This window comes from Streptomyces kunmingensis (genome assembly GCF_039533535.1).
In the GTDB taxonomy this organism is placed as follows: Bacteria; Actinomycetota; Actinomycetes; order Streptomycetales; family Streptomycetaceae; genus Streptomyces; species Streptomyces kunmingensis.
Genome location: NZ_BAAATS010000025.1, coordinates 30,760 through 44,500, shown reverse-complemented (window position 1 = coordinate 44,500; position 13,741 = coordinate 30,760). Strand labels below are relative to the sequence as shown.

At 72.3% G+C, this 13,741-nt stretch carries 13 protein-coding genes; 7 read left to right on the top strand and 6 right to left on the bottom strand.

What is annotated here, in order from left to right:
* Positions 1–53 precede the first annotated feature (53 nt).
* Complete coding sequence (locus ABD366_RS28115; protein WP_324774339.1) at positions 54–1,097, top strand: C40 family peptidase; 1,044 nt, start codon at positions 54–56, stop codon at positions 1,095–1,097.
* Positions 1,098–1,130: 33 nt separating this feature from the next.
* Here the strand turns inward: ABD366_RS28115 and ABD366_RS28110 are convergent, their stop codons facing one another.
* On the bottom strand, positions 1,131–2,021 hold the full coding sequence (locus tag ABD366_RS28110; protein WP_324774341.1) for an RNA polymerase sigma-70 factor: 891 nt from the start codon (positions 2,019–2,021) through the stop codon (positions 1,131–1,133).
* Between the two features lie 249 nt (positions 2,022–2,270).
* Between ABD366_RS28110 and ABD366_RS28105 the strand changes: the two genes are divergently transcribed.
* Positions 2,271–2,765 carry a carboxymuconolactone decarboxylase family protein gene (locus tag ABD366_RS28105; RefSeq protein ID WP_324774343.1) on the top strand — a complete coding sequence of 165 codons (495 nt, stop codon included), beginning with the start codon at positions 2,271–2,273 and terminating at the stop codon, positions 2,763–2,765.
* A gap of 71 nt (positions 2,766–2,836) precedes the next feature.
* On the opposite strand, the gene ABD366_RS28100 is transcribed toward ABD366_RS28105, so the two are convergent.
* Complete coding sequence (locus tag ABD366_RS28100) at positions 2,837–3,460, bottom strand: TetR/AcrR family transcriptional regulator (protein ID WP_324774345.1); 624 nt, start codon at positions 3,458–3,460, stop codon at positions 2,837–2,839.
* 160 nt (positions 3,461–3,620) lie between these two features.
* Here ABD366_RS28100 and ABD366_RS28095 point away from each other — a divergent pair, with 160 nt between their 5' ends.
* The 4 genes from ABD366_RS28095 (at position 3,621) to ABD366_RS28080 (ending at position 9,358) form a co-directional block, all read left to right on the top strand.
* The gene (locus tag ABD366_RS28095) at positions 3,621–4,541 is read left to right on the top strand and encodes an ABC transporter permease (protein ID WP_324774347.1); all 921 of its coding nucleotides are present in this window, start codon (positions 3,621–3,623) and stop codon (positions 4,539–4,541) included.
* Positions 4,534–5,328, top strand: a complete 795-nt coding sequence (locus ABD366_RS28090) for an ABC transporter ATP-binding protein (protein ID WP_324774349.1) — start codon at positions 4,534–4,536, stop codon at positions 5,326–5,328. The genes ABD366_RS28095 and ABD366_RS28090 overlap by 8 nt, the downstream gene beginning before the upstream one ends.
* A gap of 92 nt (positions 5,329–5,420) precedes the next feature.
* Complete coding sequence (locus ABD366_RS28085; RefSeq protein WP_324774351.1) at positions 5,421–7,694, top strand: CDP-glycerol glycerophosphotransferase family protein; 2,274 nt, start codon at positions 5,421–5,423, stop codon at positions 7,692–7,694.
* Positions 7,694–9,358 carry a glycosyltransferase family 2 protein gene (locus ABD366_RS28080; RefSeq protein WP_324774353.1) on the top strand — a complete coding sequence of 555 codons (1,665 nt, stop codon included), beginning with the start codon at positions 7,694–7,696 and terminating at the stop codon, positions 9,356–9,358. Before ABD366_RS28085 ends, ABD366_RS28080 begins: the two co-directional genes overlap by 1 nt.
* On the opposite strand, the gene ABD366_RS28075 is transcribed toward ABD366_RS28080, so the two are convergent.
* Positions 9,331–10,311: a helix-turn-helix transcriptional regulator gene (locus ABD366_RS28075; RefSeq protein WP_324774355.1), complete on the bottom strand. Its 981-nt coding sequence runs from the start codon at positions 10,309–10,311 to the stop codon at positions 9,331–9,333. The two genes, ABD366_RS28080 and ABD366_RS28075, sit on opposite strands and share 28 nt — an antisense overlap.
* A gap of 121 nt (positions 10,312–10,432) precedes the next feature.
* On the opposite strand from ABD366_RS28075, the gene ABD366_RS28070 reads away from it, so the two are divergent.
* Positions 10,433–10,837 carry a VOC family protein gene (locus ABD366_RS28070; protein WP_324774357.1) on the top strand — a complete coding sequence of 135 codons (405 nt, stop codon included), beginning with the start codon at positions 10,433–10,435 and terminating at the stop codon, positions 10,835–10,837.
* A gap of 7 nt (positions 10,838–10,844) precedes the next feature.
* Here the strand turns inward: ABD366_RS28070 and ABD366_RS28065 are convergent, their stop codons facing one another.
* Genes ABD366_RS28065 through ABD366_RS28055 form a run of 3 tightly spaced genes read right to left on the bottom strand, consistent with a single transcriptional unit; the run spans position 10,845 to position 13,562 of the window.
* On the bottom strand, positions 10,845–12,329 hold the full coding sequence (locus ABD366_RS28065; RefSeq protein WP_324774359.1) for a hypothetical protein: 1,485 nt from the start codon (positions 12,327–12,329) through the stop codon (positions 10,845–10,847).
* Entirely contained in the window at positions 12,313–12,768 is a 456-nt protein-coding gene (locus ABD366_RS28060) for a GtrA family protein (RefSeq protein WP_324774361.1), read from the bottom strand. Before ABD366_RS28060 ends, ABD366_RS28065 begins: the two co-directional genes overlap by 17 nt.
* The gene (locus tag ABD366_RS28055; protein WP_324774388.1) at positions 12,765–13,562 is read right to left on the bottom strand and encodes a polyprenol monophosphomannose synthase; all 798 of its coding nucleotides are present in this window, start codon (positions 13,560–13,562) and stop codon (positions 12,765–12,767) included. Before ABD366_RS28055 ends, ABD366_RS28060 begins: the two co-directional genes overlap by 4 nt.
* Between the last annotated feature and the right edge of the window lie 179 nt (positions 13,563–13,741).

Sequence of the window (13,741 nt, the reverse complement as noted above, 5' to 3'; positions counted from 1 at the left end):
CCGCCGGACGCGCGACCGGCGGTCGGACTCGTACCGGAAGGACGTGGCTCTTCGTGCCGGCAGCGCATCGCAAGCCGAAACGACGTTCGCTCAGTGGCAGTACCGTTCGCGCAGCGGCCACCCTCGCTCTCGCCTCCGCGGCCACGGCCACCGCCTTCGAGGGCGGCACGGCGCACGCGGAGCCGAATCTCACCCCCGCTCAGGTGAAGGCGAAGGTCGACCGGCTCTACCAGGAGGCCGAGGTCGCCACCGAGAAGTACAACGGCGCGAAGGAGAAGGCCGGGAAGGCCCGCAAGAAGGTCGACTCGCTCCAGGACGAGGCGTCACGCAGGACCGAGTCCCTCAACTCCGAGCGGCAGCGCCTTGGCGCGGTCGCGGCGGCCCAGTACCGCACCGGCGGCGTCGACCCGTCCGTGCAGCTGCTGCTCTCCTCCGCCCCGGACCGCTACCTCGACGAGGCGTCCTTCGCGGACCGCGTCGGCAACCGGCAGGCCGCCACGATCACCCGGGTCCGCAAGGAGCTGCGCGAGATCGACCAGCTGCACACGCAGGCGGACGGCTCCCTCACCGAACTGCGTGCCAAGCAGCTGGAGTTGGAGAAGCAGAAGAAGACGGTGACGAAGAAGCTGGCGGACGCCCGGCAGCTGCTCGACCGGCTCACCCCGGAGCAGCGCCCGCTCGCCACCGCCGACGCCGGCGACCGCGCCTCCCGTTCGGTGCCCCGGGGCGATCTGGGGACGTCCTCCAACGCCCGGGTCCGGGCGGCCATCTCGTTCGCGCACGGCGCTCTCGGCAGCCCGTACGTCTGGGGCGCCACCGGCCCGAACGCCTTCGACTGCTCGGGCCTGACGCAGGCCGCGTACCGCGCCGCGGGTGTCTCGCTGCCCCGCACCACGTACGCGCAGATCAACGCGGGCCGGCGCGTCGCCCGCTCCCAGCTCCAGCCGGGCGACCTGGTCTTCTTCTACTCCGGGATCAGCCATGTCGGGCTCTACATCGGCAACGGTCAGATGATCCACGCCCCGAATCCGAGCGCGCCCGTGCGGATCGCGCCGGTCGACGAGATGCCGTTCGCGGGGGCGACGCGGGTCGCGTAGGACCCCGGATCGACTCCGCCCCGCCGCACCGGCTCACCTGCTGACGGGCGTCTCCCGTCCCACTCGCGACAGCTTCTCCGGGTTGCGCACGGCGTAGAGACCGGTGACCAGGCCGTCGTCGATGCGCACCGCGAGAACCGCGATGAGTTCGCCGCCGGCCCGGAGCAGCAGCGCCGGAGCGCCGTTGACCTGGGTCGGCTCGGCCGAAAGGCCGGCGGTGATCCGGCCCAGCAGCCCGGCCACGGCCGCGACGCCCACGATGGGTTCGAGGGCGGCCCGTACGACTCCGCCGCCGTCGGTGAGGAAGACGACGTCCGGTGCGAGGGCGTCGAGCAGGCTCTGCAAGTCGCCCGTCTCGACCGCCCGTTGGAACGCCTTCAGCGCGCCGCGGGTCTCGGCGGGCGACACGGCGCCGCGCGGCCGGCGCGCCGCGACGTGCGCCCGCGCCCGGTGCGCGATCTGCCGGACGGCGGCCGGGCTCTTGTCGACGGCCTCCGCGATCTCCTCGTACCCGAGGTCGAACACCTCGCGCAGTACGAACACGGCCCGCTCGGTCGGCGCGAGGGTCTCCAGGACGAGCAGCATCGCCATCGAGACGCTGTCGGCCAGCTCGACGTCCTCGGCCACGTCGGGCGCGGTGAGCAGCGGCTCGGGCAGCCAGGGTCCGACGTAGGTCTCCTTGCGGCGGTCGAGCGTGCGCAGCCTCGTCAGCGCCTGGCGGGTGGCGATCCGGACGAGGTACGCGCGCCGGTTCTGCACGGTGTCGAGGTCGACGCCGACCCAGCGCAGCCAGGTCTCCTGCAGGACGTCCTCGGCGTCGGCGGCCGAGCCGAGCATCTCGTAGGCGACGGTGAAGAGCAGGTTGCGGTGGGCCACGAAGGCTTCGGTGGCGGGGTCGGGCGTGGTCTGCGGCGGGCCTGCCATGGGTGGCTCCTCTTCGCTGGGTCCGGGCTGTTCTCCGGCACACGGAACGCGGGCTCTTCCGCCTACGGGACGCGGACTCTCTCGCACACGAGACGCGGACTCTTTCGCACACGAGACGCGGGTCGCCGCCGTTCTGTGACGCCGCAGTGGTGTGGTCCACGTCACATCGCCGCGGCGTCACAGGAGCCCGGCGACCGGCATCCCGTGTTCGTCAGACCGACCCGGACCAACCCACACGGAAGGACCGTCATGCACTCCACCGAATCGCACGCGCCCCGTCTGAACCTCTTCGGCGACCCGGTCGTCGCCAAGGCCCTGAAGCACTTCGCGTCGGCGAGCCGGACGCTCATCGACACGTCGCAGCTGCCGAAGGCGACCCAGGACCTGGTGACGCTCCGGGCCAGCCAGATCAACGGCTGCGGCTACTGCACCGACGCCCACAGCAAGGACCTCGCGCACGCCGGGGAGAGCGCGGTCCGCGTCAACCTCGTCGCCGCCTGGCGCGAGGCGACCGTGTTCACCGCCGCCGAGCGCGCCGCCCTCGAACTGACGGAACAGGGCACGCGCATCGCCGACGCGGCGGGCGGTGTCCCGGACGAGGTCTGGGCGCGGGCCGCCGAGCACTACGACGAGGGGCAGCTCGCCGCCCTGGTGCTGTTCATCTCCCTCATCAACGCCTCCAACCGGATGGGCGTCATCAACCGGATGGCCGGCGGCGACCACGAGCCCGGCCAGTTCGGCTGACCCCGGCCCACGACAGAGCTGACCCCGGCCCGCGACAGAGCTGACCCCGGCCCGCGACGGAAAGGACCGCGCTACAGCGCCTTGAGCGCCGCAGCCGTGGCCGTGGCGAGCCGCTTCAGGTGGTCCTTCGGCAGCTCCGGCGTCCGGACGACCACCGAGCGCCAGTAGAGCGGGCCGGAGATCAGATCGAGCGCCAGCTCCTCGTCGAGGCCGTCGCGCAGCTCGCCCCGCGCGACGGCCGCCCGCACGATCCCGTTCGCCACCCCGTGCTGACCTTCCCGCAGCGCCTTCTGCATGGCTTCGGCGATGTCCGGGTTGCGGGCCGCCTCCGCCTGGAGGTCGGGGATGATCTGGCCGGCCACCGGGTGCTTCAGGGCCCGCGCCGTGACCCGGTACAGGAGCAGCAGGTCCTCCTGGAGGGAGCCGGTGTCCGGCGCGGGCAGGCCCTGGACCGCTATCGCCGAGACCAGGTCGAGGACGAGGTGGAGCTTCGAGCGCCAGCGGCGGTAGACCGCTGTCTTGCCGACGCCCGCGCGGCGCGCGATGCCCTCGATGGACATGCGGGCGTAGCCGACCGCGGCGAGTTCCTCGAAGACGGCGGCACGGATGGCGTCGGTGACGTCCTCGCGCAGGACGGCGGCTCCGGCCGGGGCCCGGCGACGCGTCGGCTTGGGGGAGTCGGCGTTGGTCGTCATGCGGCCAGCATAGTTCCGTGACGACGAAACGGTTGCGTTCCGACGTCGCGGCGGCCTACTCTCACGTGACGACGATACGGGTCCGTCCCGACGTGAACAGCAGGCGAACAGCCGGCGTCGCACGCCCGGTCACGCGCACCCCCGAGCGAAAGCAGCGGATGTGAGTCAGGTCCTGGACACGCCTCCCCCACCGGCGGCCACCGCCCCCGACGCGGCCGACCCCGCGGCGCTCGCCGCCCGGTACGGGCTCACGGTCAGCGGCGCGCGCCCCTCCCTCGCCGAGTACGTGCGTCAGCTCTGGCAGCGGCGGCACTTCATCACGGCCTTCTCGACCGCCAAGCTGACCGCGCAGTACAGCCAGGCGAAGCTCGGCCAGGTCTGGCAGGTGGCGACGCCGCTGCTGAACGCGGCGGTCTACTACTTCATCTTCGGCGTCCTCATGGGCACCAGCAAGGGCGTCCCCGACTTCGTCCCGTTCCTGGTCACGGGCGTGTTCGTGTGGACGTTCACACAGTCGTCGGTGATGGCGGGCACGCGGGCGATCTCCGGCAGCCTCGGGCTCGTCCGGGCGCTGCACTTCCCGCGCGCCGCGCTTCCCGTCTCGTACTGCCTCCAGCAGCTTCAGCAGCTGTTGTTCTCGATGTGCGCGCTCCTGGTCATCCTGCTCTGCTTCGGCATCCCGCCGGCCGCGTCCTGGCTGCTGGTGATCCCGGTGCTGTTCCTGCAGTTCGCGTTCAACACGGGCCTTGCGCTGATCATGGCGCGGATCGGCGCCCACACCCCCGACATCGCGCAGCTCATGCCGTTCCTGCTGCGTACGTGGATGTATCTGTCCGGCGTGATGTGGAGCCTGGACCACCTGATCGGCGACAAGGACCTGCCGCACCTCGTGCTGGTGCTGCTGCGGGCCAACCCGGCCGCCGTCTACATCGACCTGATGCGCTTCGCGCTGATCGACAGCTTCACCGCGAGCCAGCTGCCGCCGCACGTGTGGGCCTGCGCCGCGGGCTGGGCGCTGCTCGTCGGCGTCGGCGGGTTCCTCTATTTCTGGAAGGCAGAGGAGACGTACGGCCGTGGCTGACCTCACCCGGGACAGGGGCGAACCCGTCCCCACCGTCATCGTCGACGGCGTCGACATCGTCTACCGCGTCAACGGCACGGGCGCAGGCCGTGGCACCGCCACCGCCGCCCTCAACCGCATGATCGGCGGCAAGAAGAAGGCCCGGGAGCGGTCCGGTGTCCGCACGGTGCACGCCGTGCGGAACGTCTCGTTCACCGCGTACCGCGGCGAGGCGATCGGACTGATCGGCACGAACGGGTCCGGCAAGTCGACCCTGCTCAAGGCCGTGGCCGGACTGCTCCCCGTGGAGCGCGGGCGGATCTTCACCGACGGCCAGCCCTCGCTGCTCGGCGTGAACGCGGCCCTGATGAACGACCTCACAGGCGAGCGCAACGTCCGGCTCGGCAGCCTCGCGATGGGCATGAGCCGCGAGCAGGTCCGCGACCGCTACGACGGGATCGTCGACTTCTCCGGCATCAACGAGAAGGGCGACTTCATCACGCTGCCGATGCGCACGTACTCGTCCGGCATGGCGGCCCGGCTCCGGTTCTCCATCGCGGCCGCCAAGGACCACGACGTGCTGCTGATCGACGAGGCACTGGCCACCGGCGACCGCTCGTTCCAGAAGCGCTCCGAACAGCGCATCCGAGAGCTGCGCAAGGAGGCCGGCACCGTCTTCCTGGTCAGCCACAGCAACAAGTCGATCCGCGACACCTGTGACCGCGTGCTGTGGCTGGAGCGCGGCGAGCTGCGGATGGACGGCCCGACGGCGGACGTGCTCAAGGCGTACGAGGCCTTCACCAAGTAGGTCCCCCACAAGGTGAACTTACCCTTTTGTCCCCTTAGTGTACGAATACGGATCGTACGCGGAGCGGAGAGCGAAAAGGATAAGGAGCACGTGTGGCACAGAGAACGGAGCGGACCGGCGGGAAGGGCGGCACCCGGCCGAAACTGAGTGTCATCGTGTACGGCCGCGACGTACAGGGCCTGCTGGGGGCGACCCTGGACAGTGTGGCGGACCAACTGCCGCCGGACGCCGAACTGGTGACCGCCGCCGTGGGCGAGGTCGCGCAGAGTGTCGCCGAACCGTACGGCGGCACCGTCGTACCCCTTCCGCCCGGCACCTCCGACGCCGCGGCGCGCGCCGCGGGCGCCGGGCGGGCGGGCGGCACCTGGCTGTGGTTCGTGCACGCCAAGGACCGGCTGCCGACGGGCGCGCCGCGGGCGCTGCTCGACCGGCTCACGGAGGTCGAGTCCGCGGCGGCCGGAGTGGATGTCGTCCTCGCGGACCATGTCCGCTCGACCTGGCGGACGACCGGCGGGTCCGGTGCCGACGCCGGGCGCCTGGCCCGCCTGGGCCGCCGCGAGCTGCCGCTCGGCGAGGCCTCCGGCCTGCTGCGCGTGACACCGCTGCTCGGCAACCGCGCCGTGCGCGCCGCGTTCTGGCACGAGCACGGCGCCGCCCTGTCCGACCTCGACGCGTCGTTCGACGACAGGACCGCCGAGATGTTCGCCGCCCGCGCCACCCTGGTCCTGGCCGAGCGGATCGCCTGCCTGGAGCAAGCCGTCCTGGACGTACGCCAGTTGCGGCCGCAGAGCCTGCCGCCGGTGACGGCCGAGCAGCGGTACGGGTTCGTCACCGCGTACGAGGATCTCCAGCGGCTCATGGAGCGGCAGGAGACCCCGGCCGGACCGCGCGCCGTCCTGTACGACCTGATGGCGACCGAGTCGATGCGGACCGTGGCACGCGAGACGATGCCGTCCGCGGTGGCGAGGGAGTTCTTCCACCGGGCGTCCGCCGCGGCCGTGCGCTGGCGGCCGGAGGGCTACCGGCACCCCGCCGGCCTGGAGGGCGTCCGGCGGCGCCTCCTGGAGGAGGACGCGTACCCGAAGTACCGCGCGTTCCAGAGCGCCAACCACAAGCGGCGCGATCTGCGGGCGGCGGTGCGCACCCGTAAGAAGCAGTTCGGCACCAAGGTCCGCGACGTGCGGTACCAGCGGGCGCTGCGCGCGCCGGCCGACCCCGGTCTGGCCGTCTTCTCCGCCTACTGGGACCGCGGGGCGTCCTGCAATCCGGCGGCGATCGCGGCGAAGCTCGCCGAACTCGCGCCGCACATCCGCCCGGTGTGGGTCGTGTCGGCGGCCAACGAGCCGCTGCTGCCGCCCGGCACGGAGCACGTCGTGCCCGGCACCCGCCGCTACTGGGAGGTCCTGGCCCGTGCCAAGTACCTCGTCAACAACGTCAACTTCCCCAACGCGGTGGTCAAGCGGCCCGACGCGGTGCACCTCCAGACCCACCACGGCACGCCGCTGAAGAAGATGGGCCTGGACCAGCTCGCCTATCCGACGGCGTCCAAGGGACTCGACTTCGACGCGCTGCTGGCCCGCGTCGACAAGTGGGACTACAGCGTCAGCGCCAACTCCCACTCCACCCGCATGTGGGAGCACGCCTACCCCTCGCGCTATGTGTCGCTCGACCACGGCTACCCGCGCAACGACGTCTACTACAGCGCGGGCGCCGCCGAGATCCGCTCCGTCCGCGACCGCCTGGGCATAGCCCCCGGCCGGCGCGCGCTCCTCTACGCGCCGACCCACCGGGACTACGAGGCGGCCTGGACCCCGCGCCTGGACCTCGCCGCGCTCTCCGAACGCCTCGGCGACGGCACGGTCCTCCTCGTCCGGGGCCACTACTTCTACGGCGGCGCCGCCTCCCCGCTCGCGACCCTGCGCCGCAGCGGCCACGTCATCGACGTATCGGCGTACGACCCGGTCGAGGAGCTGGCCCTCGCCGCGGACGCGCTGATCACGGACTACTCGTCGATCATGTTCGACTACGCCAACCTGGACCGGCCGATCATCAGCTACGCCGACGACTGGGAAACGTACGCGCAGACCCGCGGTGTCTACTTCGACCTGATGGCCGAGCCGCCGGGCCATGTCGCGCGTACGCAGGACGAGTTGACGCAGCTGCTAGCCACCGACGCGTGGTGCGACGAGGCGTCCGCCAAGGCGCGCGACCGGTTCCGGCGCCGCTTCTGCGAGTTCGACGACGGGCACGCCGCAGAGCGGGTCGTGCGCCGCGTCTTCCTCGGCGAACCCGAGGAGGCCCTGCCGCCGGTCGTGCCGCTCGACGCGCGGACCCCCGCGCCCACCCCCGAGGAGGCGACCCGCTGATGGCGTTCACCCCCGACGTGACGGTCACGGTCATCGTCTTCAACGACGCGGAGCGCCTCCCGCGCGCCGTCGCCTCGCTCCGGGCGCAGACGCACGAGAACATCGAGATCGTCATCAGCGACGACCACTCCACGGACAACACCCCGGCAGTGGCACGCGAGTTGGCGGCGGCCGATCACCGCATCACCTATCTGCGACTGCCGGAGAACTCGGGCGGGTGCAGCGCCCCGCGCAACCGGGCGCTCGACATCGCCCGCGCCCCCTACCTGATGTTCCTCGACAGCGACGACGAACTCCCGCCGGACGCCGTGTCGTTGCTCCTCGCCGCCCACCGCGAGCGGCCCGACATCGACTTCGCGATGGGCGCGGTGCAGCGCGTCCGCGTCGACACGGGCCGCACCTCGGTCTGGATGCCGCACCTGGTCGCCGAACATCGCACGGTGGACGGCATCGAGGCCGAGCCCGGCCTGTTCTTCGAGCACCTGTCGACCAGCAAGATGTACGCCCGCGCCTTCCTGGACCGCCACGGCCTGCGCTTCCCCGAGGGCATCCACTACGAGGACCAGCTCTTCTCCGCCCAGGCCTACTGCCTGGCCAAGGCCTTCACCATCGTCCCGGAGCCGGTCTACCGCTGGTACATCGCGCCCTACGCCGAGGAGTCCGCGGCCTCCATCTCCAACCAGCGGCACAAGCTGAGCAACGTCCGCGACCGCATCCACGTACAGGAACTCATCGACGACTTCCTGGCCCGCGGCGGCTACAGCCCGGCGCTGCGCGAGGCCAAGGACTACAAGTTCCTCAAGCACGACTTCCGGATGTACGCGGGTGACCTGCCCTACCGGGACGAGGAGTGGCTGGCGGGCTTCGCGGAGATCGTGAACCCCTATCTGGAGCGGCTCGCCCCGGGCGCGTACGAGCGGCTGCCGCGTGCCGAGCGCGTCGTGCTGCGGCTGGTGCGCGACGGCCGCCTCGACGAGGCACGGCTCGCGGCGCGCGGCCTCGGCCACGGAATCGCTCCGCGGGCGACCGTCGCCGACCCGGCCGGGGTCGTCTACTGGGGCTCCGAGGTCCCCCGGACGCAGGACGGGCGCCGGGAACTGTGCCTGGACGACCTGGCGCTGGACGCGCGGCCCTTTCCCCGGGCCCAGTTCCGGCACGAGATCCAGCATCTGGAGCGGGGGCCGGGTCCCGCGTCCCTGCTGCTGCGGATCCGGACCTACGATCCGGGGCTGCGGCTGCCGGTGGGCCCGCAGGTCGCGTCGCTGGTCATCTCGCCCGGCCGCAAGCGCCTGATCGTCCGGTTCCGGCTCGATCCGGTGCGGCCCGGCGTCTTCGAGGGCCGCACCCTCCTCGACCTGGCCGCCGCGTCGCTGCCGGCGCAGGGTTTCGAGGGGACCCGTCATCCGCTGCTCCAGCTCCGCACCCCGGAGGGCCTGCGCAACACGGGGCTGCTGCTGGCACCGCTGGACTTCCCCGCGTTCACCGCGCAGGTGGACCATCACCGGGTGACCGTGGAGCCGGAGGGGCGGGGCGCGGGACGGTTGCAGGTCCGGTGGGAGCCGGTGGGGCTGACGGCCAGGGTGATGCGGCCCGTGGCGCGCCGCGTGGGCGGCACCACGCTGGCCCGCAAGGTCCGTCAGGCGGTCCGGCTGGTCCGGGCGTAGGAGGCGAGGCGGTCGGCGAACGCGGCGACCAGCGCGCGCAGTTCGTCGGGGCCCTCGATGACGAACGGCCGGTCGAGCGCGGCCAGCACCGGAGGCAGCCAGTCGAGCCGCTCCGCCCGCAGCCGGACCCGCAACCACGACCCGTCCCCGTCCCCGCCTTCCAGGACCGCGACGCTTGCGGGCAGGTGGGCGCGGATCTGTTCTTCCGTCCCCTGGACCCGCAGGGACACCTCGTGGCGGTACTCGGCCGTGGCGAACCCGGTCAGCAGGCGCTCGGCCGGGTCGGTGTCCTCGGGCGGCGGCGCGAACGAGCCGGGCAGGGTCCGCGCGTCCGTGATGCGGTCGAGCCGGAAGCTGCGGTCCTCGCCGCTCTGCCCGTCCTGGCCCGTGACGTACCAGCGCCCGGAGTGGGCGACGATCCCGTAGGCGTGCAGAGTGCGCTCGCTGCGCCGGCCGCCGCCGTCGGTGTAGCGCATCGCGACCGGCCGGTGGTGGCGCACCGCGTCGGCGATCGTGAGCAGGACCCCGGCGTCCGGGGCGGCGAACTCGCCCGGCCGGTCCGTGAAGGCGAGGGAGTCCAGGAGCGTGTCGAGCCGGCGGGCGACGTGCCGGGGCAGGACCCGCCGGATCTTGGCCGAGGCCGTCTCGCTCGCGGTGTGCCCCGCCGTCATCAGCCCTGACCGGCGGCCCGCGATCAGGCCGAGCAGCACGACCAGCGCCTCGTCGTCGCTGAGCATGAGCGGCGGCAGCCGGTACCCGGGCGCCAGCCGGTACCCGCCGTAGCGGCCGCGCACCGACTCCACGGGTACGTCGAGGTCGAGCAGCTGGCCCACGTAGCGGCGCACGGTGCGGCCTTCGACACCGAGCCGCTCGGCCAGCTCGGCCACGGTGCGGGTGCCGCCGGACTGCAGCAGCTCCAGCAGGGTCAGGACGCGGGCGGCGGGACGAGGCATGTTCCGACTCTAACGCCGATACCGGACCGATTCTGTCCCCTATTGGTCCTAGCCTGCGAAGCACGGCACCACCACCGGCCCCTTCAGCGCCGGTGAACCCTCAGCACCGCAGGAGAACCCCATGAACTTCGTCTCGATCCGCATCATCACCGGCGACGTCGCCCGCCTCGTCGCGTTCTACGAGCGGGTCACCGGGGTGCGGGCGGCGTGGGCCACGGAGGACTTCGCCGAACTCGGCACCCCGGCCGCCACCCTCGCGATCGCCGGCACCCGCACCGTCCCGCTGTTCGCCCCGGGCTCCGCCCGCCCGGCGCAGAACCGGAGCGTGATCACCGAGTTCCTCGTCGACGACGTGGACCGCGTCCACCGGGACCTGGCCGAGGCCGGCTACGTCTCGGACTTCGTCGCCGAGCCGACCACGATGCCCTGGGGCAACCGTTCGCTCCTGTTCCGCGACCCCGACGGCAACCTCGTCAACTTCTTCACCCCGGTCACCGAGGCGGCCCGCGCGAAGTTCGCGCGCTGAGGCTGCCCTACGAGCGCACGCGGTACAGGATCTGACCGCGCGGGCCCACGGCGACCCGGTCCAGCGGCAGGCCGCCGTCGCCGGGGTACGCCACGACCCACCGCACCCCGTACCGCCGCAGCACGTCCGCCCGCCGCTGCGCAGACGTGGCCGGCGCGAAGTACGTGCGCACCGCCGCGAGCCGCGCCTCCTCGTCGTCGAGGAAGAAGTCGGGGTATCCGGGAGCCACCGTGTACGCCCCGTACGCCGGGATCTGCCGGGCAGGCCACTGTTTGGCCAGAACGACCTCCCCGTATTTCACCCATGGCGTGATCCAGTGGTAATCGGCCCACGGTTCCCGGTACTTGGCGGCGACCGCGTCAGGCAGCGCCGAGCGCGGCAGAACGTACCCCAGCGTCCCGGACTGGGCCCACGCCCCCACCACCAGCGCTCCGGCGACGGCCCAGCCGAGGGCCACGCGGACCGCGCGGCGCGGTGCGCAGAACACCTCGAGGCCCGCCGCGACCTGCGCGGGGATCAGCACCGCGGGCAGCACCCGGCCCCACGACCAGTGTCCGCTCAGCCCGCCCGCCGCGAACACCAGGGCACCGAGCAGGCAGCACAGCACCAGCGGATCGCGCCGGTCGCGCCACCACCGCAGGGCGAGCGCCGCACCGCCGACGAGCGCCACCAGCCAGAGGCGGCCCGGCAGGTCGCGATACAGCGAGCGGTGGATCTCCTCCAGGCCGCCCGCGCCGGACAGAGCGAAGAAGGAGTAGTAAGGCCAGACCGCCAACAGGAGAAGACCCAGCGCGCAGCCCGCGCCGAGCCGCACCCACGCCGCCCGGCCGGGCCACGGGCGCGCCCCCAGCACCATGGCGACCGCGCCGAGCGAGGCGACCACGCCGGTGAACTGGTGACTGAGCAGGATCACCGCCCACAGCAGGCCCGCTCCCAGGAAGTGCGCCCAGGTGACGGCCCGGCGCAGCAGCGTCCACAGCCAGAAGGAGGCGCCGAGCGCGAACGTACTGGGGTAGGAGACCGTCAGGGCAAGGGAGTTGAGGCCGGAGAAGCCGCTCCAGTTGAACAGCGTCGTGCCCCACAGCAGCGCCAGGGAGAGCAGCACGAGGGCGGACGCGGCGGCCCGGCGCCCCCACCCGGCCGCACCTTTCGGCGCCGCGCTCTCCATGAACGTACCGACGAACGACCACACGCCCGTGACCAGCACGGCCAGCGAGAGCAGCGCCGCGATCCGCAGCACGACGAAGACCCCGAGCCCCGTGGCCTTCGCGACGCAGCCGAGCAGCAGCGTCCAGGGCGTGTAGTACGGGCTGGGCGCGTCCGCCGCGACCAGGGGGTCGCCCGGGTCGAGCAGGTCGTGGCGCAGGCGCTCGACCGTGGCGGCGTGGATGCCGAGGTCACCGGCCCACGGCAGACGGACGACGACCGCCACCAACAGGACGAGCAGGAGCAGCGCGGCTGCCCTCGCGAGGGTGCTACCGGCGGCGCGCATGGTGCTGGAAGACCCATGTCCGGTAGACGAGGAAGCGGAAGGCGGAGGCGAGCAGGATCGACAGGGTCTTCGCGCCGTTCGAGGCGAGCGGCCCGGTCATTCCTGCGCCGTGGTAGGCCGCGTAGAACAGGAGGCTCTCCATGACCACGCCGAGTCCGCTGAAGACGAAGAACAGGGCGATCTGGCGGCGGGTGCGGGCCGCGCGGTCGCGGTAGGCGAAGAAGCGGAAGCCGAGGTAGTTGGTGGCCATGGCCACGCAGCTCGCGCCCACCGTGGCCGCCATGGGGCCCGAACCGAGGCCGTGCAGCAGGACGTTGAAGACGAGCAGGTTCACGACGACGCCGCTCGCGCCGACCACGCCGAACTTCACGAGCTCGTAGGAGAGACGGCGCAGCCGTACGAGGGCTGGGCGCGGCGGCGCGTAGGCCGTCGCGGTCACCGGCGCGACCTGGCGCGCAGCTTCCACGGCATGGTGACGGACTCCAGCTGCACCATCAGGTTCATCTTGGACTCGCCGACCGTGCGGTCCTCGAAGTGGATCGGCACCTCCATGACCCCGAAGCCGCGGCGCAGCGCCCGGTACTTCATCTCGACCTGGAAGCTGTAGCCCGCGCTGTCGACGGAGGCCAGGTCGATGGCGCGCAGCGCGTCCTCGCGCCAGAGGTTGAAGCCGCCGGTGATGTCGCGGACCCGGGTGCCGAGGATGGTGCCCGCGTACGCGTTCGCCCAGCGGGACAGCAGGCGGCGGTGCACTCCCCAGGCCTCGGAGAGGGTGCCGCCCTGGACGTAGCGGCTGCCGAGGGTGACGGCGGCGCCGGTCGCGAGGGCGACGCCCAGCATCTCGGGGACCTTGGCTGCGGGGTGGCTGCCGTCGGCGTCCATCTGCAGGACGTAGTGCGCGCCGTCGGCGACGGCCTGCTGCATGCCCGCGGCGTACGCGCGCCCGAGGCCCTCCTTGCCCGCCCGGTGCAGGACGCCCATCCGCTCGGGGCCGAAGCGGCGGACGTGCTCCTCGGCGATCTCGCCGGTGCCGTCGGGGCTGGAGTCGTCGACGACGAGGAGGCGCAGGCCCGGCAGGGGCAGGGCCATCAGCGCCTCGGCCATGCCGGGCAGGTTCCCCGCCTCGTTGTAGGTCGGCATGACGACGGTCAGCGGCGTCGCAGCCCAGTCGGCGGGCAGCGCGACCGGTTCCCCCGCCGGCCTCGCACCCGGACCGGACGGCTTCGACGACATCGACGGCATCGGCTCTCCCTGTATCTGTCGGACGACCAGTCAGGCAATCGGGTCCACTTTATACGTATTGCCCGATTTATCGGTGTAGGGCGCAAGCCCATTCAGGGGCGCGGGAAACTGCGCGCCCAGCCACGACGGCGCCGCAGACGCAGACATTCCGGGGGCGCCCCGGGCCGGAT

Coding starts and splice junctions, on each gene's coding strand:
- ABD366_RS28110 (WP_324774341.1), bottom strand. CDS start 2,021: ATGGCAGGCCCGCCGCAGACCACGCCCGACCCCGCCACCGAAGCCTTC.
- ABD366_RS28105 (WP_324774343.1), top strand. CDS start 2,271: ATGCACTCCACCGAATCGCACGCGCCCCGTCTGAACCTCTTCGGCGAC.
- ABD366_RS28100 (WP_324774345.1), bottom strand. CDS start 3,460: ATGACGACCAACGCCGACTCCCCCAAGCCGACGCGTCGCCGGGCCCCG.
- ABD366_RS28080 (WP_324774353.1), top strand. CDS start 7,694: ATGGCGTTCACCCCCGACGTGACGGTCACGGTCATCGTCTTCAACGAC.
- ABD366_RS28075 (WP_324774355.1), bottom strand. CDS start 10,311: ATGCCTCGTCCCGCCGCCCGCGTCCTGACCCTGCTGGAGCTGCTGCAG.
- ABD366_RS28070 (WP_324774357.1), top strand. CDS start 10,433: ATGAACTTCGTCTCGATCCGCATCATCACCGGCGACGTCGCCCGCCTC.
- ABD366_RS28065 (WP_324774359.1), bottom strand. CDS start 12,329: ATGCGCGCCGCCGGTAGCACCCTCGCGAGGGCAGCCGCGCTGCTCCTG.
- ABD366_RS28055 (WP_324774388.1), bottom strand. CDS start 13,562: ATGTCGTCGAAGCCGTCCGGTCCGGGTGCGAGGCCGGCGGGGGAACCG.